Below are 22,321 nucleotides of genomic sequence, written 5' to 3' on the forward strand. Positions count from 1 at the left end.
CCGGGACCGGCCGCGACGGGGTCACCGGGGGCAGCCGCCCCTGACGGCCACCGCACCCGGGCCCACGGGTTCTAGTCGAAGACGACCGTGCGGCGGCCGTTGAGCAGGATGCGCCGCTCCGCGTGCCACTTGACGGCGCGGGCCAGCGCCTGGCACTCCACGTCGCGTCCGACGGCCACGAGCCCGTCCGGCGTGACGCCGTGCCCGACGCGCTCGACCTCCTGCTCGATGATCGGCCCCTCGTCGAGGTCGGCGGTCACGTAGTGCGCCGTCGCACCGATCAGCTTCACCCCGCGCGCGTGCGCCTGGTGGTAGGGCTTGGCGCCCTTGAAGCTCGGCAGGAAGGAGTGGTGGATGTTGATGATCCGGCCGCTCAGCTGCTTGCAGAGATCGTCCGACAGCACCTGCATGTAGCGCGCCAGGACGACGAGTTCGACGTTCTCCCCGCGGACCAGCTCCAGCAGCTGCGCCTCGGCCTCGGGCTTGTTCTCCCGGTTCACGGGGATGTGCCGGAACGGCACGCCGTAGGAGGCGACGAGCTCGGCGAACTCCGTGTGGTTGGAGACGACCGCGACGATCTCGACCGGCAGCGCGCCCGTGCGGGAGCGGAACAGCAGGTCGTTGAGGCAGTGCCCGAACTTGCTCACCATCAGCACGATCCGCATGCGCTCGCTCACCCGGTGGATCTGCCACTCCATCCGGAAGGCGTCCCCGATCGCGGCGAAACTGGCCCGCAGTTTGTCCACGGTGACGGTGGAGTCCGCCGAGAAGTGGACGCGCATGAAGAAGAGACCGGTGTCGTGGTCGCCGAACTGCTGGCTGTCCTCGATATTGCAGCCGGTCATGAAGAGATAGCTCGACACGGCGTGCACGATGCCCTGCTTGTCGGGGCAGGAGAGCGTGAGGACGTACTGCTCGGCGACGGTGTCCGAGGCAGCGGATACGGATTCGGCGGGCTGCGGCGCGGTCATCCCCGTAGGGTGCCACACAGCCCGTGGCTCACGCCGATCTGGTCATGATGCGGAGCACGTCCAGGGACCGCGGCGGGGTGTCGGGGTCCTCGGCGTCGTTGGTGGCGAGCATCACATGGGCCTCGCGGGCGGCGACGACCGCCTCCTGCCAGCCCGGGTGCTCCAGGTAGGCCGAGACGTGGGCGTCGGCGCCTATCTGGTGCATGATGCGCAGCACCCGCAGGGCGGCGACGTCGACGAGGGCGGCCTCGGCCGAGTCGCGGAAGATCGTCCCCACGTACTTCTCGGCGGACCAGTTGTCGAGCCAGGTGTCCTCGACCAGGCGGTACACGGCGTCGGTGATGTCGCCGTACCCCTCCCGGCCGGCCAGCCAGCACTCGTGGTGGAAGACGGGGTCGGAGAGCATGTGCAGCGCCGAGCGCACGTTGCTGCGCCAGCGCCACCACGGCATGTCGTTGAGCGGCATGCCGCCCATGGTGGAGGAGCGACGGCCGCGACGGGAAGTGTTCTCCGAACCTTGCTGCACGGTTGCCGATCGTACGTTCCCTTCGGGAGGCCGTGCACGGCCCCCCGCAATTCACCCCCGCGTCACCGTCTGTTGACCACTGCACACAGTGGCGTTACCCGGGAACCGCAAAAGTTCATTCCCATGACCGGACGGCGATGCCTCACCTCCCCCCGCCCCTACGAACTCCTCACATCGGTGGTGGCCGGGGCGTTGCTGATATCCGGCTGCGGTGTCCTGCCGGGACTCTCGGAGGGCTCCAGGGAGCCCGTCACCGTGATGACCTGGGCACCCGACACCACGGCCGCCGACTCGGTGAACATGGCGGGCATGCCGGCCATGGCGAGGACCTACGCCCGCTGGATCAACGAGCGGGGCGGGATCGACGGCCACGAGCTGCGCGTGCTCACCTGCAACGAGCAGGACACCGCGACCGGGGCCTCCACGTGCGCGCGGCGGGCGGCCGACGAGGACGTGGCGGCGGTCGTCGGCTCGTACAGCAGATACGGGCGGGCGTTCCTGGCTCCGCTGGAGGCGGCCGGGATCCCCTACATCGGCGGGTACGGCGCGTCCGCCGACGAGTTCACCAGCTACCTCTCCTACCCGGTCAACGGCGGACAGCCCGCGCTCGTCGCGGGCAACGGCGAGCAGCTGGCCGCCGGCTGCGAGCGGGTGTCGCTCGTGCGGCCCGACACCCTGGTCGGCGACAGCATGCCCGGGCTCCTGGACACGAGCCTGGCCCGGCGCGACCGCCCCGCGTCCTACGACATCAGCACGGCCGAAGAGGCCACGTCGTACGACCCCGAGGCGGCGAAGGCACTCCTGCACGCGGACGGCGGCTGCGTGACGGCGGTGCTCGGCAAGGGCACGGAGACGTTCTTCGACTCCTTCCGCCGCCTGAAGCCCGAGGGCAGCGAGGTGCGGATCTCGTCCGTGCTCGGCAGTGTCGGCCAGGGCCTCATCGACCGTACGGGCGGAGCGGGCAGCCCCTTCGAGGGGGCCCTCGTCACCGGCTGGTACCCGGAGTCGGGCGACGCGCGCTGGAACGAGATGCGGGAGGTGATCCGGAAGTACGCCTTCGGGGACAACCGGATCGACCCCGCGGACACGGGCGTGCAGACCACCTGGATCGCCTACACCGCCCTCAAGGCGGTCATCGAGGCGCTGGACGGGCAGGAGATCACGGCCGGCGGGATCTCGGTCAGCCTCAACCGCGGCACCGAGGTGGACACCGGCGGCCTCACACCGGTCCTGCGCTGGCGCTTCCAGGACACGGTCGGCACGGCCGCCTACGGACGCATCGTCAATGGGCAGGTGACGTTCCAGGTGGTGCGCGACGGGCGTCTCACCGCCGAGAAGGAGGGCTTCGTGGATGTCACGGAGACCCTGGTGAACGTCCGCGCCCGCAACTGACCACCCACCCACCGGACGGCCTCCGGCCTCCCGTGGACACCGGGCCGGAGGCTCTTCCCCGCAGGGTCAGAGCTGCGTGGGAGCGCGCTCGGTCAGCCCGTACTTCTGCGCGAGGGTGTTCCACAGCCCCGAGGCCTTCCGCTTGGCCGCGGTTGCCTCCCCGCTGGACGCGTTGGCCTTGGCTGTCGCGTCGGTGGAGCGGGCCTTGCCGCCCTTGCAGACCTTCTTGTCGGACTTGGCCTGACCGGCCCAGGCCGCGTAGTGGTCGTCGGCCTCCGCCGACGCCTGCCACGCCTTGTTCAGGGACGCCTTCAGTTCGGCGTTGTCCGGGAGCTGGTCGACGCTCAGCGCCTCGAGCCGGGTGACCAGGCCCCGGCGCTGCTGGGCGGCGCTCTTCAGGTCGGAGGCCGCCTGGTCGAGCGCCCGGCAGCTCTTGATCTTCTCCACGGCACCGATCACCGCCGACCGGCTGTTGTTGCTGTCCGCGAGCAGCTTGTCGAGGGCCTCGGCCTGCGGCTTCGCGGGGTCGGCCGCCGGGGTCGTGGGCGCGCTCCCGGACGAACTCTGCGCCGCCACGGGCTGCTTGTCGTCCGAAGGGCCCTCGTCGCCCCCGCTCATCAGTGCGCCGGCGCCGAGCCCGATGACGGCACAGCCGACGACGACCGCCCCGATCAGGGGGATGTGCGCCGACCGTCTGCGGGGCGCGCCCCGGCCCTCGTCCGGGACCTGCGCTCCGGAGCCCGGGTATCCGTCGTGGGGGCCCTGCGGGCCCGACGCGTAGGGGAGGCCGTCCTGCGGCGGCTGCTGGCCGCCCGGGGCGCCCTGGTGGGTCCGGGGCGGCTGCTGCTGGTGCCCGGGGTCGAAGCGGGGCATCTGCTGCGTGGAGCCCGCGGGCTCCTCGCTCCGGAAGAGGCTGTCGAACTCGGCGGGGGGCTGCCGGTCGCCCGGGGCTCCGGGCCGGATGCCGTAGGGGGCACCGCCGGGCACGGGGGGTATGTACTGGGTCGCATCGGCGTCGGACGGCTGCCCGGCGGCGGTGGTCGGCTCCAGGTACTGCGTGGACTCCGCCGCGCGCTCGGGCGGCATCCCTCCGGGGAGGGCGCCGCCGGGGACGGGCGCGATGTACTGCGTGGCGTCGGCGTCCCCGCCCGGCCCCTGCCCCAGGGGCGCGGCCTCGGGCGGCAGTGGCTGGGCGTACGCCTGCTGCTGGTGCTGGTGCTGGTGCTGGTGCTGGTGCTGGTGCTGGTAGGGATCGTGCTGCTGCTGGTACGCGTCCTGCTGCGGGGCGTACTGCTGGTACTGCCCGTGCTGCTGGTGCACGTCCTGCTGGTGCTGCTCCGGCGGCAGCTGACCGGGTGGCAGGCCCTCCTGGTGGGTGTCCTGCGGCCCCCAGGGCCGGCCCCACGGCTGCCCGCCCGCAGGGACGGCCTGGTCCTGCTGCCCGCCGGCCTGGCCCCCCGTGTTCCAGGGGGATCCACCCTCCGCGGGCAGCACGACACCTTCGTGTGCGGGCCGTACAGCGGGAAGCTGCGGCTCGTCACCCTGTCCGCTCTGCGTCACCGGGACTCCTACGTGTGAACCTATGGAATCGTCGGTTCACGCTACCGGGTGCCCGCGGCCGGGCGCCAAGCGCCCAAGGGCGCTCACCACCCCTTCACACCGCGGGTGACACCTACGGCACCAACGGCGCTGTTCACCGTCAACTCGCCGTGGGCGCCGGTCAGGCGGCCTGGAGTTCCAGCCTGGCACCGAACTCCCGGACCGCGGGCTGGTCGGCGTACGGCTCGAACCGGAGCTGGAGATCGTCGAGATATTCGGCACCCCGGCTGGAGCGCACCGTCCCCAGGAGCTCCATCGCCCGCAACCCGGTGTGGCACGCCTGCTCCACCTCACGCTGCTGCACCTGCGCCGTGGCCAGCAGCACCAGGCCGATGCCCCGGCGCCTGGTGCGGGACTCCGGGAGCGCGGCCAGGGCCTCCTTCGCCCGGCGGGCGGCCGGCTCGGCCTGCCCCAGGTCCCGGTGGCAGTGCGCCAGCTCGTCGGCGAGGTATCCCGCGTCGAAGTGGGCGATCCAGCCGGGGTCGTCGCCGGAGTCGGGGTCCGCCTGCTCCAGTGCGGCCAGCGCCCGGCCCGCCGCGACCTGACAGGTACGGGCGTCGCCCATCAGCGCGTGGCCCCGGGCCTCCGCCGCGTGGAACATCGCCTCCGCCCGCGGGGTCACCCGCCCCCGCGCGCCCTCCTGCGCGGCCCGCGCCAGCTGGGCGATCTCGCGCGGGTTGCCGAGCTGCGCCGCGAGATGGCTCATCGACGCGGCCAGCACATAGCCGCCGTACGCCCGGTCGCCCGCGGCCTGGGCCAGGCGCAGCGCCTGGATGTAGTACCGCTGGGCCAGCCCCGGCTGACCGGTGTCGACGGCCATGTACCCGGCGAGCTCGGTGAGCCGGGCGACCGCGCCGAACAGCTCGCGGCCGACCGATTCGCGGTACGACCCCGAAAGGAGCCCGGACACCACGCTGTTGAGGTAGTGCACCAGGACGGGCCGGACGTGCCCGCTGCCGAAGCGGTGGTCCAGGTCGACGAGCGCGGCGGTCATCGCCTTCACCGCCGCCACGTCCGGCATCCCGACCCTGCTCCCGGCCGTCCGCGCCACCTGCGGGTCCGCGCCCGAGATCAGCCAGTCGCGGCTGGGCTCGACCAGCGCCGAGGCGGCCACCGCCGACCCGGACAGCAGATCGCGGCGGCCCACGTCGCTGCGCCAGAGCTCGCAGACCTGCTCGACCGCGCCGAGCACGGTGGGCGCGAACTGCAGGCCGACGCCGGAGGCCAGGCTCTTGCCGTTGGCCATGCCGATCTCGTCGATCGTGACCGTGCGGCCGAGCTTGCGGCCGATCGCCTCGGCGACGATTCCGGGCGCCCTGCCGCGTGGTTGCTGTCCGCGGAGCCAGCGGGCCACCGAGGTCTTGTCGTAGCGGAGGTCGAGCCCCCGTTCCGCCCCGACCATGTTGACCCGGCGCGCGAGGCCGGCGTTGGAGCACGCCGCCTCCTGGATGAGCGTCTGGAGCCGTTCGTTCGGCTGTCGTGCGACGAGAGGCCTGGCTGCCATTTTTCCCCCTGAGACCGCAGTGATTCAGTGAAGCAATCACTGCCCGGCACGGCACGAGAAATGCGCATATTCATCTGTATCGGGTACGAGCGGCGGTGCGTTGGCACAGTCGTGCAAGTGGTTACCCCCGCACCGGTGCACTCGCTCGCGCGCGCCCCCGCCCATGCCTCCGTGCGCCCCATATGCAGGATCGATACGCCGCGAAGGGCGCACGCGCGCCCGTAACCCGGGGTGGCGCCGGGAGTTGAGTGGGGCGTGGAAGAGCCCATCGGAGTGACGGAAGCCGCCCAGGTCCCCCAGCAGCGGAGCGAACAGCTGCTCGAGGCCGCCGCCTGGTACGCCCAGGAGCGGCACTGGGACGTGTTCCCCGGCACCTGGCTGGAGGCCGTCGGGGGGACGGAGCGCTGCTCGTGCGGTGCGCCCGCCTGCGCCGCCCCCGGGGCCCATCCCACCCGGGCCGACTGGGCGGGCCAGGCGACCGGCAGCGGCGCCGCCGCACGCCGGATGTGGTCCCGGCAGCCGGGCTCGTCGGTCCTCCTGCCGGCCGGCCGGACCTTCGACGCCCTGGACGTACCGGAGTCGGCCGGCTTCCTGGCCCTGGCCAGGATGGAGCGGATGGGGCTCACGCTGGGCCCGGTGACGCGCACACCGGACCGCCGGATGCTGTTCTTCGCCCTGCCGGGCGCCGCGGCCAAGGCCCCCGAGCTCGTGGACCAACTGGGCTGGGACGCCAGGGCGATCGGGCTCGTGGGGCGCGGCGAGGGCGACTACGTGGCGGGGCCGCCGACCCGGATGGCCGGGCGGGGCGCCGTGCAGTGGGCCCGCCGCCCGTCCCGGGCCGATCTCTGGCTGCCCGACGCGGACGAGCTGATCAGCCCGCTCGCGTACGCCTGTGCCCGGGAAGCGGCCGACGCCCGGAGCCGTCTTTCGTAGGGTGGTCCCCACACGCGGGGATATCGAAAGGCAGTGCCATGCCGGACCAGGCGAACAGCGCAGGCGGAACCGAGTTGGCGGGTGTGGCTCCAGCACCACGACCCGCCGTGCGGGTGGAGGGGCTGTGGAAACGGTTCGGGGAGCAGATCGCGGTCGGGGGGATCGATCTGGACCTGCCGGCGGGCAAGTTCATCGGTCTCGTCGGCCCCAACGGCGCGGGGAAGACCACCACGCTCTCGATGGTGACCGGGCTGCTCAGGCCTGACATGGGCCGCATCGAGGTCGGCGGCCACGACGTGTGGCGGGACCCCGTCGAGGTGAAGTCCCGGATCGGGGTGCTCCCTGAGGGACTGCGGCTCTTCGAGCGCCTCTCGGGACGTGAACTCCTCGGCTACACCGGCCGGCTGCGCGGCCTGCCGGGCTCGGAGGTGGACAAGCGGGCCACCCAGCTGCTCGACGTCCTGGACCTCGCGGGATCCCAGCACAAGCTCGTCGTGGACTACTCGACCGGGATGCGCAAGAAGATCGGGCTGGCGTCGGCCCTGCTGCACAACCCCGAGGTCCTCTTCCTCGACGAGCCGTTCGAGGGCGTCGACCCGGTGTCGGCACAGACCATCCGCGGGGTGCTGGAGCGCTACACCCGCTCCGGCGCCACCGTGGTCTTCTCCAGCCATGTGATGGAGCTCGTCGAGTCCCTCTGCGACTGGGTGGCCGTGATGGCTGCGGGCCGGATCAGGGCCCAGGGCACGCTGGACGAGGTGCGCGGGGACGCGGCCTCCCTCCAGGACGCCTTCCTCGAACTGGTCGGCGCGGGCGCGCGGGACACCGGGAAGTCCCTGGACTGGCTGGGCGGTGCCCGATGACGGTGCTGGACGCCCCCGCGGGGACCACCGTCCCGGCCGTGCCCGGTCAGGGGCTCGTCCCCGTCTTCGTACGGCTCAAACTGACGCTGCTGCGCAACGGTCTGCGCCAGTCGTCCGGGCGGCGGGCCGCCTACATCGCGTCCCTCGTCGTGACCGTGCTGCTCGCGGCGGGTCAGGTGATCGGCCTGGTCGCGCTCCGCGGCCACGCGCAGGCGGGCACGCTCGTGGTGCTGCTGACGGCGGTGGTGGCGCTGGGCTGGGCGGTGATGCCGCTGTTCTTCCCGAGCGGCGACGAGACCCTGGACCCGAGCCGACTGGTGATGCTGCCGCTGAGGCCCCGTCCGCTGGTCGGGGCGCTGCTGGTGGCCTCGCTGGTCGGCATCGGGCCGCTCTTCACGCTCGCCCTGGTCCTCGGCTCGGTGATCGCGGTGGCGCACGGCGTGGCGGCGGTGGCCTTCGGGGTCGTCGCGGTCCCGCTGACGCTGCTGGTCTGTGTGGCGCTGGCACGGTCCGTCGCCACGGCCAACATCCGGCTGCTGACCTCACGCAAGGGCCGCGACCTCGCCGTGCTCAGCGGGCTGGTGATCGCGGTGGGCATCCAGTTCGTCAACTTCGGTGCCCAGCGCCTCGGCCGGGCCGGCGGGCTGTCCTCGCTCGAACCCGTCGCGGACGTGGTGCGGTGGCTCCCGCCGGCCTCCGCGCTCGGGGCGGTGGGGTCCGCCTCCGAGGGGTCCTACGGTGCGGCGCTCGGGCAGTTGCTCCTCTCGGTGCTCGCGCTGGGAGCCCTGCTGTGGCTGTGGCAGCGGAGCCTGGAGAAGCTGATGACCGCGCCGGACGGCTCCACGATCGCCGCCGCCGAACCGTCCGCCGGCCGGTCCGGCACGGACCGCTCCGGGCTTTTCGCCCTGCTTCCCGAGGGACGTACGGCCACGGTGATGCAGCGGAGCCTTCGGTACGTCGTGCGGGATCCCAAGACCAAGGCGTCCTGGGTGACGGCCCTGGCGATCGGCTTGATCGTGCCCGTGCTCAACGCGGTGCAGGGGACGGGGTCCGTCTACTTCGCCTGCTTCGCGGCCGGGATGCTCGGCATGCAGATGTACAACCAGTTCGGTCAGGACACCTCCGCCTTCTGGATGGTGGCGCTGTCGGTCTCCTCGACCCGGGACGCCTATCTCGAACTGCGGGCGCGGGCCCTCGCGTTGCTGCTGATCACCCTGCCGTACACGGTCCTGGTGACGGTGGTGACCGCGGCGGTGCTCGGGGACTGGGCCGCGCTGCCGGGTGTGGTGGGGCTGTCGTTCGCCCTGCTCGGCGCGATGCTGGCGACGGGCGCCCTGGCCTCGGCGCTGTTCCCGTACTCGATCCCGCAGGACGGGGCGTTCAAGAACGTCGTGCCGGGGCAGGCCGGGCTCGCCTGGATCTCCATCCTCGGCGGCATGGTGGCGTCCGCGGTGCTCAGCGGGCCCGTGATCGGGCTGACGATCTGGCTGCACGTGGCGGGGCATCAGGACCTGCTGTGGCTGCTGCTGCCGGTGGGAGCGGTGTACGGGGCGTTCATCGGGTGGCTGGGCGTACGGCTGGCGGCTCCACGGGCGGCGGACCGGCTCCCGGAGATCCTGGCCGCGGTCAGCAAGGGCTGAGGTTCGGGCCGAGGGCCCGGGGGACGTGGGGCCTCCGGGTCGGAGGGCTTCCGGGGCGGAGCGAGCACCTTCCCGGGTCCAGGAGGCCTCCGGGATCAGGAGGCTTCCGGGATCAGGGGCTGACGGGTTCCCGGAAGCCCTCGGCCAGCTGTTCCAGGAACGGCTCCACCGCTCTGCGCCAGTCCTCCGGCCGGTCGTAGTGGACGAGGTGGCCGGCGTCCTCCACCTCGGCGTACTGCCCGCGCGGCAGGACGCGGACCATCTCCTGGGCCTCCGCCCTGCCCAGCTCCCCCTCGATCCCGCGCAGGACCAGGGTGGGGCAGCGCACCTGCGCCAGTTCCTCCCAGTGGGCGTCGTAGACCCAGGTGGCCCGGGACGTCAGCATCTGCTCCTGGGAGAACACGGGCCGCCAGCCGTCGGAGCCCTCGGCCATCACCTCGGCGAAGAACTCACCGCGGGAGGGGTTGGGCCGCTCCACCCAGGGGTCGTCCTCGCCGAACCACTTCCGCACCTCGGCCAGGGTCGCGAAGGGCAGTGGCCAGGCGTTGAACCAGTCCTCCCACTCGCGCTGCGAGGCCGCCCCGAGAGCGGAGGCCCGCATGTCGCAGATGATCAGCGCCTTGACGAGATCGGGGCGCTTCGCGGCGAGCTGCCACGCGGTGAGCGCGCCCATCGAGTGCCCGATGAGGGTGACCGGGGCGAGACCGAGCTGTTCGATCGCGGCCTCGGCGTCCGCGACGTAGGCGTCACGGGTGTACGGGCCGTCGGCGGGCTTGGCGCTGCGCCCGTGGCCCCGCTGGTCGAGACCGACCGGCCGGTGGCGTTCGGAGAGCCAGCGTGCGGTGGAGGCCCAGTGCGTGGCCCGGCCCATCAGTCCGTGGAGCATTAAGATCCCCGGGGCCTGCCCGGCCTCCGGTCGCTCCTTGGGCTGGTCGGCGAACTCCCAGGCCGCGAGGCGTGCACCGTCCGATCCGGTCACATCGATGCGCCGCACCATAGGTTCTGGCACCCCCTTCGGGTCCTCGATCACCGTGTGTTCGTCCTCGCCAGACTATCGAACTCTTATTCGAAAACCTGCTTCCGGCTCGCAACATCCCACGTTCGAGTGACAGCGGTTCAGGATTGACGACGGCCCCCGAGGGGAGACCCTCTCCGGGAAGCGGACCACTCGGGGACAGGGGTCCGCGGGGACTGACCTCGAGAGCTCGGGGCTCCGGGTCAGCGCAGGGGAGGACCGGCCCCGGCACCTTCGGGCGCCGGGGCTGTCCCATGGTCCGGAAGGCGCGGGTCCGCGCTCGTGGCGGCGGTCGGCCGGGGTGATTCGAACACGCCCACCGGCCGCGAGGGCCCCGGGGAGCGCGGCGGCACGGGAGCACACGGCAGCCACCTCACGGTGCACGTGCCAGTGCGACGGGTGCAATTCCCCGCTCCCTCCCCGGACCGCGCGGCAGACACTGCCGGCACCCTCAGGTCATCTGCCTGGCCACAGCCTGGCACGCGTTTCGCCCGGGCGCTGCGATTCCGGACGGAAAACAGAAAGCGGGCTTACCGGCTCACATCTGCACGTGCATCCGCACCGGCGCCCGCACATGCGGGCGGGGCGCCGGTACCTGCGTCTGCGCTGGTCAGCGCTTTGCGACGAAGACGTGCGAGGCGACCTCGGAGTCCAGTTCGGCCGCCTCCCCGCTGGAACCGACCAGCACCCCGCCGGCCGACTCCGTCACGCTGACGACCGAACCGGGCTGCACGCCCGCCCGCCGCAGCGTGTACATCAGCTGTGCGTCGGTCTGGATCGGCTCACCGATCCGGCGCACCACCACGGTCTTGCCCTCCGTGCCCGGGTCGAGCTCGGCCAGGCTCACCATGCCCTCGTCCAGGAACGGGTCGGCCTCGGACTTCTCGCCCAGCTCCTCCAGGCCCGGGATCGGGTTCCCGTACGGCGACTCCGTCGGGTGGCGGAGCAGCTCCAGCACCCGGCGCTCCACGGCCTCGCTCATCACGTGCTCCCAGCGGCACGCCTCGGCGTGGACCTGCTCCCACTCCAGGCCGATGACGTCGACGAGCAGGCACTCGGCGAGCCGGTGCTTGCGCATCACCCTGGTCGCCAGGCGGCGCCCCTCCTCGGTCAGCTCCAGATGGCGGTCGCCCGCGACCTGGACCAGCCCGTCCCGCTCCATCCGCGCCACCGTCTGGCTGACCGTCGGACCACTCTGGTCCAGCCGTTCGGCGATACGGGCGCGCATGGGGACCACGCCTTCCTCTTCGAGCTCGAGGATGGTGCGGAGATACATCTCCGTTGTGTCGATCAGTCCGGACATACGTGCCCCTCGATGCTGTGACATGAAGTCGTCGTGCGATGGCCCTCCACCAATTCTGACGCATGGCACCGGTAACCGTGCCCCGCCGTCGGGAGCCTGCGCCCGGGGCCGGTCCCGGGCGCTATTGACAGCCCACTGGTCCAGACCGCAACGTGATCCGCGACACGGGCACCGCACGGACCCCCATCCCCGCAGGAAAGGTCTCCTCGATGAGCGACAGCAAGCTCGCCGGTCAGTTCTTCGACGCAGCGATCGGCCTGCTGGAGCGGGTGCGCGACGAGGAGGCCGGAGCCATCGCCGCCGCGGGGACCGCGATCGCCGACACCGTCGCCGCGGGCGGCCGGCTCTTCGCCTTCGGTGCCGGGCACTCCTCGCTCGCCGCGCAGGACGTCGTCTACCGGGCGGGCGGGCTCGCCCTGATGAACCTGCTCGCGGTGCCCGGCACCGTCGGCGTCGACGTCATGCCCGCCACGCTCGGCTCCGCGCTGGAGCGGGTGGACGGTCTCGCGAGTGCCGTGCTCGACTCCAGCCCGGCCAGGTCCGGCGACCTCCTGGTGATCATCTCGCTGTCCGGGCGCAACGCGCTGCCCGTGGAGATGGCGCAGAACGCGCGGGCACTCGGGCTGACGGTCGTCGGGGTGACCTCGGTCGCGTACACGACGGGCACCAGGTCCCGGCACGCCTCGGGCGGATTCCTCCGGGACCACTGCGACATCGTGCTCGACAGCAAGATCTCGATCGGGGACGCGGAGCTGACGGCGGAGGGCGTGGAGGCGCCGTTCGCACCCGCTTCGACGGTCGTCACCAGCGCGCTGATGCAGGCCATGATGGCCACCGCGGCGGAGGAGCTCGTCGCCCGGGGGATCGAGCCGCCGCTGCTGCGCTCGGGCAACGTCGACGGCGGCCACGAGTGGAACGGTCGCGTGATGCGGGAGTACGGCGACCGGATCTTCTACCGGCACTGAGGCCCGCGCGGCCCCTCCTCCGACTCCGGACCCTCAGAGCCCCGGCTCGGCCGTCAGCCGGGCCAGGTCGACCGAGGAGGCGACCCGGACCGCCACGCTCTCCGCGTACACCACGTCCGGGCGTTCGAACGCGCTGCGGTTCGCCGCGCGCAGGAACGTCACCACGCCCAGCGTCCGCCCGCGGCTCCGCAGCACCGCGCACACGGCGTGCACCGAGTCACCGGGCCACTGGTGCTCCACGGCCCAGGCGTCGCCGGACCCGGCCGGAGCGGCGGCGCGGACGGACCCCGCACGCTCCACCGCCTGGAGCGCCGGGTGCCCCGGCGCGTACCGCACCGGGAGTGGGCCCCCGGAGACCGGCAGGCAGGGGCCCGGTGCGTCGGACGGCGTGGTGGCGGCCCGTACGAGCCGCTCCCCCGCCGCGAGATCCACCAGCAGGTCCACCACCACGTGGTCGGCGAACCCCGCCAGGGCGTAGTCCAGCGACGTGGTGGCCGCCTCCATCGGGTCCTCGCACTCCGCGGCCCGGCGGGCCGCCCGGTGCAGCTGGTTCGCACGGAACCGCACCCGGTCCGCTTCCTGCTCCGCGAGCTTCGCCGCCGTGACATCCCTGAACAGCCAGCCGACCCCGAGCGGAACCGGCTCCTCCGCGAGCGGCGAGGCCAGTCGCAGGAACCCGCTGCGCCAGCAGCGACGCCGGTCGCCGTCGGCGGTCCGCAGGGTCACCCACAGTTCGGCGGGCGCGGGCGGGGTGCCCTCGGCGAGGACATGCTGCAGCGCGCCCTCCAGGTCCTCGACGCCCTGCACGACCAGCTCGCCCAGCGGGCGTCCCAGCAGCGTGGTGCGCCCGCCGCCCAGCGCGCGGGCGGCGTAGGCGTTGACCACGGTCGGGCGCAGATCGACGTCGACGGCGACGACGCCCCAGGACGCCTCCTCGAACAGGGCCTCGCTGAGGGCGATGGACCGCTCCAGATCGATCTGCGCGTGCACCTCGCTGAACGCGCAGTACACCCCGGCGGGCTTCCCGTCCTCACCGCGGACCCCCGAGGACTGGGTCCGCACGAGGACGCGTCCGCCGTCCTTGCGCAGCAGGGCGAACTCGTGGACCTGCCGCCCCGGCGCGTCCATGACGGCCAGTAGCCGCCCCTGCACGTCCCCGGCGTCCGCGCTCCGTACGGCCCACCCGGCGAAGCCCCGCCGCCCGACGGCCTCCGCGGCGGTCCAGCCGAGGATCCGCTCGGCCTCCCGGTTCCAGTGGGTGATGGTGCCGTGCGCGTCGAAGGCGCAGAGCGCCGCGTCCATCCCGTCGAGCAGCGCGGCGAGAAGCCGGGAGCCCGGGATCACCGTCTCCGACGGTGCCGGTTCCGGGTCTTCGTCGGGGCCGATCGCGTCGGTGGTCCCGGTGCTCCTGGAAGCACTCACTCCGTACCTCCCGCAGGGCGTATTCCGCTTCGCGTTCCGCATTGCCGCACGTCAGACCATTGAACTCGAACGTGAGCCACCACACAGCCACTTCCCGGAAATCCGGCGTCCACCCGGTCCCGTTAATTCGCTTGTGCGGTGCCGGGGGGCGTTCCTAGGCTGTGGGTACACGCGAAAGGAGGTGTTCCGGAAGTGATTTCTTCTCGGACTCGTGAGGTGACTGCGGGCTGACGCCCGTCGTCGCGCTCTTTGCAGTGCAGGCCGGTCGCCGGCCAATCCCAAGCAGTCACCGACCCGCAGGCTCGCCGGTAAGTCCGGCCGGCTCCTCCGCAAGGAGGGACCAGAGCCTGCGGGTTTCTGCGTCCCCGCCGCCGCCTCCCGGGCCGTCCGGTGGGGAGGCGGCGGCGGTGGGCGGACGGGTCAGGGGCAGAGACGCTCCACCCGCCAGCCGGCGTCCGGGGTGTCCCGGACGTACCGCAGCCGGTCGTGGAGCCGGTTCTCGTGGCCCTGCCAGAACTCGATCGCGTCCGGCACGACCAGGAAGCCTCCCCACTGCGGCGGGGCCGGGACCTTCTCGCCCTCCGGGTAGCGGGCGGCCAGCTCCTCGTAGCGGTCGAGCAGCTCCCCGCGCGAGCCGATCGGCGTCGACTGCTCGCTCGCCCAGGCACCCAGCTGGGAGCCGTGCGGGCGGGTACGGAAGTACGCGACCGTCTCCTCGCGTCCGACACGCGCGGCCGTGCCGGTGACGATGACCTGGCGGGCGAGCGGGTGCCAGGGGAAGAGCAGCGAGACGTACGGGTTCGCGGCCAGTTCGCGGCCCTTGCGGGAGCCGTAGTTGGTGAAGAACACGAAGCCGCGGGCCCCGTAGTGCTTGAGCAGCACCGTGCGCGAGGACGGACGCCCCCGGGAGTCGGCGGTGGAGACCACCATCGCGTTCGGCTCGTGGAGGGCGCCGCCCCCCGCGACCTGGCGGAACCAGCGGGCGAACTGGTCCATGGGGTCGGCGGCGAGATCCTTCTCGGTGAAGTCCTCGGAGCGGTACTGCTCGCGCATCGCGGCCGGATCGGTGGTGCAATCGGATGACGGGGCGCGAGAGGAGGCGGAAGCGGAAGACGGAGTGGCATCGGCTGTGGGCACGGGGCCATCCTGCCGCAGCGGGCCGGTGTTCCCTGCGGGAAGGGGCTCGGCCGCCGGTCCGCGAGCCGGGAGGCTGTGCCGGACGTCACCCTTCCCCGCGTCGTGGTAACCCGCCAGTATCGTGGAGCGGCCTCCGTGGCCGTCATACAGCCGCCGAGTCGAGGAGCCGCCCGATGTCCGACTTCGTACCCGGACTTGAAGGAGTCGTCGCGTTCGAGACGGAGATCGCCGAACCCGACAAGGAAGGCGGCTCGCTCCGTTACCGGGGCGTCGACATCGAGGACCTCGTCGGCCATGTCTCGTTCGGCAACGTCTGGGGTCTGCTGGTGGACGGGGCGTTCAACCCCGGCCTGCCGCCCGCCGAGCCGTTCCCGATCCCGGTGCACTCCGGTGACATCCGTGTCGACGTGCAGTCCGCCCTCGCGATGCTCGCCCCGGTATGGGGCCTGAAGCCGCTGCTCGACATCGATGCCGAGCAGGCACGCGACGACCTCGCCCGGGCCGCCGTGATGGCCCTGTCGTACGTCGCCCAGTCCGCCCGCGGCCAGGGGCTGCCGATGGTCCCGCAGAGCGAGATCGACAAGGCGCGGTCCGTGGTGGAGCGGTTCATGATCCGCTGGCGCGGCGAGCCGGACCCGAAGCACGTCAAGGCCGTCGACGCCTACTGGACGTCGGCCGCCGAACACGGGATGAACGCCTCGACGTTCACCGCCCGCGTCATCGCCTCGACGGGCGCGGACGTCTCGGCCGCCCTCTCCGGAGCCGTGGGCGCCATGTCGGGCCCCCTGCACGGCGGGGCGCCGTCCCGGGTCCTCGGCATGATCGAGGAGATCGAGCGGACCGGCGACGCCACGGCGTACGTGAAGCAGGCACTGGACAAGGGCGAGCGCCTGATGGGCTTCGGCCACCGCGTGTACCGCGCCGAGGACCCCCGCGCCCGTGTGCTGCGCCGCACGGCCCGCGAGCTGGCCGCCCCCCGCTTCGAGGTCGCCGAGGCGCTGGAGAAGGCCGCCCTGGAGGAGCTCCACGCCCGCCGCCCGGACCGCGTCCTGGCGACGAACGTCGAGTTCTGGGCGGCGATCGTGCTGGACTTCGCCGAGGTCCCGGCGCACATGTTCACGTCGATGTTCAGCTGCGCCCGCACGGCCGGCTGGTCGGCGCACATCCTGGAGCAGAAGCGGACCGGCCGCCTGGTGCGCCCCTCGGCGACGTACGTCGGACCGGGCACCCGCAACCCTCGGGAGATCGCCGGCTACGACCAGCTGGCCGACCTGGGGAACTGACCGGCGCTTGGGCGCCCCGTGCCGGGGCGCCCCGGCACGGGGCGGTGAACCCGCCTTGCGCCGGGGCCCGTTGACGAGCGCCGTACGCCCGTTCAGCCCAGGGACCGTCAGGTCGCGTCCCGCTCCGCCTGTTCAGCGAGTCGCTTGACCCGGTCGAGCCGACGGTCCCACTCGCCGGCCAGCGCGGACATCCAGCGCGCCGTGGCATCAAGCGCGACGGGCCGCACCGTGTAGCGCACCTCACGTCCCACCCGTCGGCCGGAGACCAGTCCAGCGGCGTCCAGGACCGCGAGGTGCTTGACCACCGCCTGCCGTGAGACGGGCAGCGCTTCGGCGAGGGTCGTCGCGGTGGCCTCCCCCTGTGCGGCGAGCAGGTCGAGTATCCGGCGCCGCATCGGGTCGGCAAGGGCGCCGAGGACGCCGTCGACCTCCTCGGCCGGCCGGTGATGCCCTTCCGTCACGCCGACTTCCCCTCCGCATGCTTCCTGAGCGCGTCGAGCACGGGCGACCAGCCGCCGGAGTTGTCCTCCATCGCCTTGTCGCGCAGCTCGTCGGAGCCGTCCAGCGCGCTGAACCCGCTCTCCGCGACCCGCAGTCGCGTCGAGTCGCCCTCCGGCAGCAGGGTGAATTCCACGAGGGTGCTGTTGCCGTCACGCAGTTCCTCGCCGGGGAACGCGCTGGCCCAGCGGTACACGACACGGGTCTGCGGCTCGACCGTCTCCACGCGCACGGGGAAGTCGCCGTACTCGGCGTTCTTCGCCGTGGTCGTCTCGCCCTCCCGGGCCACGGTGCCGGGCAGGCTCGCCTCTTCCGCCACCCAGAAACCGGGCTGGGTCACCAGCGACCAGACACGCTCCAGGGAGGCCGCGATCAGGGTTTCGCGTTCGATCCTGTCCTCGTTCATGAGAGAGCTCCTTCGCTTCCACCGATGAATGGGTGCAACCCCAGGGTTGCACAGTCACCATCCAGGAGCAACCTCACGGTTGCTTCTCATTGATCCAGGGCCCCGTCCAGCAGCCGCGCCCACTGCGCGACCACCCGCTCCCGCCTCGCCCCGTCGTCCGTCAGCAGGTTGGCGAGACCCAGGCCGCGGGCCATGTCGAGGAGGCCCTGGACGCTCTCACGCACCCCGGGGCGGGTCTCGTCCGCGCCCAGGAGCGCGACGGCGATCCGGTGGGTCTCGCGGCCCACCCGGGCCTCGAGTTCGGTGACCCGGGGCCGGAGCTGCTCCTCGTTGGACGCCGCCACCCAGAGCTGGAGCGCGGCGCGGAAGAGCGGCCCCGTGTAGAGGTCGACGAGCGCGGCGACCACCGCCGTGCGGCCCTGGACGGGCAGGGCACGCAGGGCGGCGGAGCGTTCCTCGGCGACGTATTCGACGGCGCCGGTGAACAGGTCCTCGCGGGTGGGGAAGTGGTGCTGCGCCGCGCCCCGTGAGACCCCGGCGCGTTCGGCGACGACGGAGACCGTGGAGCCCGCCCAGCCGTGTTCGGCGAGGCAGGCGACCGCGGCTTCGAGCAGCCGTTGGCGGGTGGCGCGGCTGCGGTCCTGCTTGGGTGACTTCGCGGCGGGGGTTCTGGGGGGTGTCACAGCACCCATGGGGGATCCCGTCGTTCCAGGAAGGCCGTCATCCCCTCCCGTGCGTCGTCGGAGGCGAAGAGCGATGCCGAGCGGGCGATGAGGTCTTCGGCGTGACTGTCGAAACTCTGCAGCACAGTAACCGTGACCAGCTCCTTCGACGCGGCCAGCCCCTGGGGGGATGCCCGGCGCAGTCCGTCGAGTACCGGTACGAGCGCCTTGTCCACATCCTCGCCGGCGAGGCTGACGAGGCCGATGCGGGCCGCCTCACCCGCGTCGAAGCGTTCGCCGGTGAGGTAGTAGCGGACGGCGGCGCGCGGGTCGATGCGAGGCAGCAGGGGCAGGGAGATGACGGCGGGGGCGAGGCCGAGGCGGGACTCGGTGAGGGCGAAGGTGGCGTCCGGTCCGGCCGCCGAGATGTCGCAGGCGCCGAGGAGCCCGAGCCCGCCGGCCCGGACGTGTCCGGTGACCCGGGCGACGACGGGCTTGGGCAGGGCGACGATCGCGCGCATCAGGGCGACGAACGCCGCCGGGTCGGGTGGTGCGGTCAGGTCGGCGCCCGCGCAGAAGGTGTTTCCGGTGTGGGTGAGGACGACGGCCCGGACGGTGTCGTCGGCCGCGCAGCCGGCCAGGGACTCGGTGAGTTCGCCGACGAGCCGGGCCGAGAGCGCGTTGCGGTTGGCCGGGGAGTCGAGGGTGAGCGTGGTGATGCCCCGGTCGTGGGCGGGCGGTGCCAGGGTCATCGCGGCTTCTCCCGTTCGCGCAGCTCGCGCCGCAGGATCTTGCCGGACACCGCGCGGGGGACGGCCTCGATGAACTCGGCCTGTCTGACCTTCTTGTACGGGGAGACCCGGTCGGCGACGTACTCCATGACGTCCTCCTCACTGAGGTCCTCCGCACCGGCCTGGCGGACCAGGTAGGCCTTGGGGACCTCGTTGCCGTCGGCGTCGTACACCCCGATGACGGCGGCGTCGGCGATCGAGGGGTGGGTGAGGAGCAGGGCCTCCAGATCGGCGGGGGCGACCTGGTAGCCCTTGTACTTGATGAGTTCCTTGACCCGGTCGACGACGTACAGCCAGCCGTCCCTGTCGACCCGGCCGACGTCACCGGTGTGCAGCCAGCCGTCGGCATCGATCATCGCGGCGGTGGCGTCGGACCGGCCGAGGTAGCCCTTCATCACCTGCGGGCCGCGGATGAGGATCTCGCCGTCGGTGCCGGTCCCGACGTCGATGCCGGGGTCGGTGAGCGAGACGATCCGCATCTCGGTGCCGGGCAGCAGCTTCCCGACGGTGCCGGGCGGCGGGTTCACGGCGTCCAGGGGCACGACGTGGGTGCCGGGCGAGAGTTCGGTCATGCCGTAGGCCTGGCGGACGGCGGGCACGCCGAGCCGGGTGGAGCAGGCCGCGGCGAGTTCGGCGTCCAGGGGGGCGGCCGCGCTGACGATGTACTCCAGCGACGAGAGGTCGTAGTCGGCGACGAGCGGGTGCTTGGCGAGGGCGAGCACGATGGGCGGGGCGACGTAGAGGCCGGTGATCCGGTGGGTCTGGATCGTCTCCAGGAACTGGGCGAGGTCGAAGCGGGGCAGGACGACGACCGTGGCGCCGTAGCGGAGCGGGCCGTTCATGAGAGCCGTCAGCCCGTAGATGTGGAAGAAGGGGAGAACCGCCAGGATGCGGTCGCGCTCGCCGAGCGGGACGAAGGGCCGCAGCTGCTCCAGGTTGGTGGCGATGGAGCGGTGGGTGAGCATGACGCCCTTGGGGGTGCCGGTCGTGCCCGAGGAGTACGGGAGGACCGCGATGTCCTCGGCAGGGTCGAAGGTGATCTCGGGTTCGGGGGCGGTGGAGCCCAGCATGTCGAGTACGGAGATGTGTCCCTCGGCCTGGTCGCAGACGTAGATCTCCTCGATCCCGCCCGCGAGTTCGGCGGCCCGGCGGGCGACGTCCAGGAGCAGCGACACCGTGACGATCCAGCGGGCGCCGGAGTCCCCGAGCTGTTTGGCGAACTCCTCCGGGGTGGCGAGCGGGTGGATCGTGGTGACGGTGGCGCCCGCCCGGGTCGCCCCGTAGAAGACGGGCGGGTAGGCGATCGTGTTGGGGCTGTGCAGGGCGAGGACGTCGCCCTTGCGGAGTCCGGCCGCGGCGAGGTACGCGGCGATACGCCGGTGGAAGGTGTCGAGCTGGCCGTAGGTGACGCTCATGCCGTTGGTGCCGTCGATCAGGGCGGGCGTGTCACCGAAGTCGGCGGCGTTCCCCAGGACGGCTTCGTGGATGGGTCTTTCGAGGGGCTGGACGTCTGCGTACTCGCTGTGGAACACCATGGCGGTCCCCTTCGACGCGGGTGGAGGGCCAGAATCGCCCCTGCGAGGGCGAATGGGGAGACCCTGGACATGACCGGAAGTCGTCAGTACGACTTCGGCAGGCCCAGGGTCTGGTGGGAGACGTAGTTGAGGATCATTTCCCGGCTGACGGGCGCGATACGGGAGACACGTGCGGCCGTGATCAGGGAGGCGAGCCCGTACTCGCGGGTGAGGCCGTTGCCGCCGAGGGTGTGGACGGCCTGGTCGACGGCCCTCACGCAGGCCTCGGCGGCGGCGTACTTCGCCATGTTGGCGGCCTCGCCGGCGCCGATGTCGTCGCCGTCGTCGACGAGTTTCGCGGCCTTCTGCATCATGAGCCGGGCGAGCTCCAGCTCGATGTGCGCCTGGGCGAGCGGATGGGCGATGGCCTGGTGGGAGCCGATGGGCGCACCCTTCCAGACGGTGCGGGTCCTGGCGTACTCCACCGCACGCCCGACGGCGTGACGGCCCATGCCGATGGCGAAGGCCGCACCCATGATGCGCTCGGGGTTCAGCCCGGCGAAGAGCTGGAGCAGCCCGGTGTCCGCCTCCTCACCGACGAGTGCGCCGGCGGGCAGCCGTACGTCGTCGAGCACCAGCTCGAACTGCTTCTCGGCCGCTTGTAGTTCCATCTCGATCGGGGTGTGCGTGAAGCCGGGGGCGTCGCGGGGGACGATGAAGAGGCAGGGCTTGAGCTTGCCGGATTTCGCGTCCTCGGTCCGGCCGACGATCAGGGTGGCGTCGGAGATGTCGACGCCGGATATGAAGACCTTGCGGCCGCTGAGGATCCAGCCCCCCTCACCGTCGTGGCGGGCCGTGGTGGTGATGCGGTGCGAGTTGGAGCCGGCGTCGGGCTCGGTGATGCCGAACGACATGGTCAGGCTGCCGTCGGACAGGCCGGGCAGCCAGGCGCGCTTCTGGGCCTCGGTGCCGAAACGGGCGATGACGGTGCCGCAGATGGCCGGGGAGACGACGAGCATGAGCAGAGGGCTGCCCGCCGCGCCCAGCTCCTCCAGGACGATGGAGAGTTCGGCCATGCCGCAGCCTCCGCCGCCGTACTCCTCGGGAAGGTTGACCCCGAGGTAGCCGAGCTTGCCCGCCTCGTCCCAGAGCTCGCGGGGGTGCTCGCCCTTGCGGGCCAGGGCGGTGGTGTAGTCGCGTCCGAAGCGTGTGCCGAGTGCGGCCACGGCGGCGCGGAGTGCCTTGTGCTCTTCGGTTTCGAGGACGGTACTCATGGGGCGTCTCCTCCTGGTGCGCGGGTGCGGGCGCGGACGGTCAGTCGGACGCGTCTTCGGGCGCGGGCGCGTCCTGTACGACGGCGAGCAGCGCGCCGACCTCGACCTGGAGGCCGGGGGCGGCGTGGAGTGCGGTGAGGGTGCCGGACGCGGGGGCGAGGATGCGGTGCTCCATCTTCATCGCCTCCAGCCAGATCAGCGGCTGCCCGGCCCGGACGGCGGCACCCGGCGCGAGTCCGTCGGCGAGGCGGACGACGGTGCCGGGCATGGGGGCGAGCAGGGAGCCGGGTTCGGTGCGTTCGGCGGGGTCGGTGAAGCGGGGCAGGGCGGTGAAGGTGTACGAACCGGACGTGGTGTCCACGTAGGTGCGGTCGCCGTGCGGGGCGACGGTGAAGTGCCGTGTCACACCACCGGTTTCGAGGGTGACCTTGCCGGGGCGGGCGGCGACGACACGCTCGCCGGATTCCGGGGTCGGCGTGCCGTCGCGGCCGGTGCGGTAGGCGATCTCGTACTCGGTGCCGTCGGGCTCGGCCCGGTAGCGCCGGGTCTGCGGTGCGGAGGCCAGGTTGCGCCAGGCGCCGAAGAGGGTGGAGAGGATCTTCACGGCGGTGGTCTTGCCGGCG

Annotated in this window: 22 protein-coding genes; 7 read left to right on the forward strand and 15 right to left on the reverse strand. The window is 72.3% G+C overall.

The genetic code is table 11. The annotated features are described in order from the left end of the window. Positions 1 to 71 precede the first annotated feature (71 nt). Positions 72 to 971 carry a formyltetrahydrofolate deformylase gene (gene purU / locus B9S57_RS01010; protein ID WP_103513628.1) on the reverse strand — a complete coding sequence of 300 codons (900 nt, stop codon included), beginning with the start codon at positions 969 to 971 and terminating at the stop codon, positions 72 to 74. A 28-nt stretch (positions 972 to 999) separates the two neighbouring features. After that, positions 1,000 to 1,446, reverse strand: a complete 447-nt coding sequence (locus B9S57_RS01015; RefSeq protein ID WP_103513629.1) for a hypothetical protein — start codon at positions 1,444 to 1,446, stop codon at positions 1,000 to 1,002. A gap of 174 nt (positions 1,447 to 1,620) precedes the next feature. On the opposite strand from B9S57_RS01015, the gene B9S57_RS01020 reads away from it, so the two are divergent. Beyond that, complete coding sequence (locus tag B9S57_RS01020) at positions 1,621 to 2,889, forward strand: ABC transporter substrate-binding protein (protein WP_103513630.1); 1,269 nt, start codon at positions 1,621 to 1,623, stop codon at positions 2,887 to 2,889. Between the two features lie 66 nt (positions 2,890 to 2,955). Here B9S57_RS01020 and B9S57_RS01025 read toward each other — a convergent pair whose 3' ends face one another. Further along, entirely contained in the window at positions 2,956 to 4,209 is a 1,254-nt protein-coding gene (locus tag B9S57_RS01025) for a hypothetical protein (RefSeq protein WP_258036152.1), read from the reverse strand. Here B9S57_RS01025 and B9S57_RS35070 point away from each other — a divergent pair. Beyond that, positions 4,195 to 4,467, forward strand: a complete 273-nt coding sequence (locus tag B9S57_RS35070; RefSeq protein WP_258036153.1) for a hypothetical protein — start codon at positions 4,195 to 4,197, stop codon at positions 4,465 to 4,467. The two genes, B9S57_RS01025 and B9S57_RS35070, sit on opposite strands and share 15 nt — an antisense overlap. Positions 4,468 to 4,609: 142 nt before the next feature. Here B9S57_RS35070 and B9S57_RS01030 read toward each other — a convergent pair whose 3' ends face one another. Beyond that, complete coding sequence (locus tag B9S57_RS01030; protein WP_103513631.1) at positions 4,610 to 5,992, reverse strand: transcriptional regulator; 1,383 nt, start codon at positions 5,990 to 5,992, stop codon at positions 4,610 to 4,612. Between the two features lie 255 nt (positions 5,993 to 6,247). Between B9S57_RS01030 and B9S57_RS01035 the strand changes: the two genes are divergently transcribed. Genes B9S57_RS01035 through B9S57_RS01045 form a run of 3 tightly spaced genes read left to right on the forward strand, consistent with a single transcriptional unit; the run spans position 6,248 to position 9,428 of the window. Next, positions 6,248 to 6,925, forward strand: coding sequence for a bifunctional DNA primase/polymerase (locus B9S57_RS01035; protein ID WP_103513632.1), 678 nt, complete (start codon positions 6,248 to 6,250; stop codon positions 6,923 to 6,925). A 38-nt stretch (positions 6,926 to 6,963) separates the two neighbouring features. Beyond that, on the forward strand, positions 6,964 to 7,788 hold the full coding sequence (locus B9S57_RS01040; protein WP_103513633.1) for an ABC transporter ATP-binding protein: 825 nt from the start codon (positions 6,964 to 6,966) through the stop codon (positions 7,786 to 7,788). Then, a complete protein-coding gene (locus B9S57_RS01045) occupies positions 7,785 to 9,428 on the forward strand; it encodes a transporter (RefSeq protein WP_103513634.1) in 1,644 nt (547 codons plus the stop codon). The genes B9S57_RS01040 and B9S57_RS01045 overlap by 4 nt, the downstream gene beginning before the upstream one ends. A gap of 112 nt (positions 9,429 to 9,540) precedes the next feature. Here the strand turns inward: B9S57_RS01045 and B9S57_RS01050 are convergent, their stop codons facing one another. Continuing rightward, on the reverse strand, positions 9,541 to 10,425 hold the full coding sequence (locus tag B9S57_RS01050) for an alpha/beta fold hydrolase (RefSeq protein ID WP_103513635.1): 885 nt from the start codon (positions 10,423 to 10,425) through the stop codon (positions 9,541 to 9,543). Between the two features lie 628 nt (positions 10,426 to 11,053). Next, complete coding sequence (locus tag B9S57_RS01055; RefSeq protein ID WP_103513636.1) at positions 11,054 to 11,746, reverse strand: metal-dependent transcriptional regulator; 693 nt, start codon at positions 11,744 to 11,746, stop codon at positions 11,054 to 11,056. A gap of 209 nt (positions 11,747 to 11,955) precedes the next feature. Here B9S57_RS01055 and B9S57_RS01060 point away from each other — a divergent pair, with 209 nt between their 5' ends. Continuing rightward, entirely contained in the window at positions 11,956 to 12,711 is a 756-nt protein-coding gene (locus tag B9S57_RS01060) for an SIS domain-containing protein (RefSeq protein ID WP_103513637.1), read from the forward strand. Between the two features lie 33 nt (positions 12,712 to 12,744). Here the strand turns inward: B9S57_RS01060 and B9S57_RS01065 are convergent, their stop codons facing one another. Both B9S57_RS01065 and pdxH read right to left on the reverse strand, forming a co-directional pair. Next, the gene (locus tag B9S57_RS01065; RefSeq protein WP_103513638.1) at positions 12,745 to 14,133 is read right to left on the reverse strand and encodes a PAS domain-containing protein; all 1,389 of its coding nucleotides are present in this window, start codon (positions 14,131 to 14,133) and stop codon (positions 12,745 to 12,747) included. A 420-nt stretch (positions 14,134 to 14,553) separates the two neighbouring features. Further along, positions 14,554 to 15,186 carry a pyridoxamine 5'-phosphate oxidase gene (gene pdxH / locus B9S57_RS01070; RefSeq protein ID WP_103513639.1) on the reverse strand — a complete coding sequence of 211 codons (633 nt, stop codon included), beginning with the start codon at positions 15,184 to 15,186 and terminating at the stop codon, positions 14,554 to 14,556. Between the two features lie 257 nt (positions 15,187 to 15,443). Here pdxH and B9S57_RS01075 point away from each other — a divergent pair, with 257 nt between their 5' ends. Further along, a complete protein-coding gene (locus B9S57_RS01075; RefSeq protein ID WP_103513640.1) occupies positions 15,444 to 16,553 on the forward strand; it encodes a citrate synthase 2 in 1,110 nt (369 codons plus the stop codon). Positions 16,554 to 16,660: 107 nt separating this feature from the next. Here the strand turns inward: B9S57_RS01075 and B9S57_RS01080 are convergent, their stop codons facing one another. The 7 genes from B9S57_RS01080 to B9S57_RS01110 form a co-directional block, all read right to left on the reverse strand. After that, on the reverse strand, positions 16,661 to 17,014 hold the full coding sequence (locus B9S57_RS01080; RefSeq protein ID WP_308457371.1) for a metalloregulator ArsR/SmtB family transcription factor: 354 nt from the start codon (positions 17,012 to 17,014) through the stop codon (positions 16,661 to 16,663). After that, positions 17,011 to 17,457: an SRPBCC domain-containing protein gene (locus B9S57_RS01085; protein WP_103513641.1), complete on the reverse strand. Its 447-nt coding sequence runs from the start codon at positions 17,455 to 17,457 to the stop codon at positions 17,011 to 17,013. The genes B9S57_RS01080 and B9S57_RS01085 overlap by 4 nt, the downstream gene beginning before the upstream one ends. 86 nt (positions 17,458 to 17,543) lie before the next feature. Beyond that, complete coding sequence (locus B9S57_RS01090) at positions 17,544 to 18,149, reverse strand: TetR/AcrR family transcriptional regulator (protein WP_103513642.1); 606 nt, start codon at positions 18,147 to 18,149, stop codon at positions 17,544 to 17,546. After that, positions 18,137 to 18,871: an enoyl-CoA hydratase family protein gene (locus B9S57_RS01095; RefSeq protein WP_103513643.1), complete on the reverse strand. Its 735-nt coding sequence runs from the start codon at positions 18,869 to 18,871 to the stop codon at positions 18,137 to 18,139. The genes B9S57_RS01090 and B9S57_RS01095 overlap by 13 nt, the downstream gene beginning before the upstream one ends. Then, on the reverse strand, positions 18,868 to 20,445 hold the full coding sequence (locus B9S57_RS01100; RefSeq protein WP_103513644.1) for a 4-coumarate--CoA ligase family protein: 1,578 nt from the start codon (positions 20,443 to 20,445) through the stop codon (positions 18,868 to 18,870). The genes B9S57_RS01095 and B9S57_RS01100 overlap by 4 nt, the downstream gene beginning before the upstream one ends. Positions 20,446 to 20,528: 83 nt before the next feature. Continuing rightward, entirely contained in the window at positions 20,529 to 21,698 is a 1,170-nt protein-coding gene (locus B9S57_RS01105) for an acyl-CoA dehydrogenase family protein (RefSeq protein WP_103513645.1), read from the reverse strand. 40 nt (positions 21,699 to 21,738) lie between these two features. Then, positions 21,739 to 22,321, reverse strand: a 583-nt coding sequence (locus B9S57_RS01110; protein WP_181011192.1) for an acetyl-CoA carboxylase biotin carboxyl carrier protein subunit, incomplete at its 5' end; no start/stop codon positions are given.

Source organism: Streptomyces sp. SM10, from assembly GCF_002910915.1.
Taxonomy (GTDB): domain Bacteria; phylum Actinomycetota; class Actinomycetes; order Streptomycetales; family Streptomycetaceae; genus Streptomyces.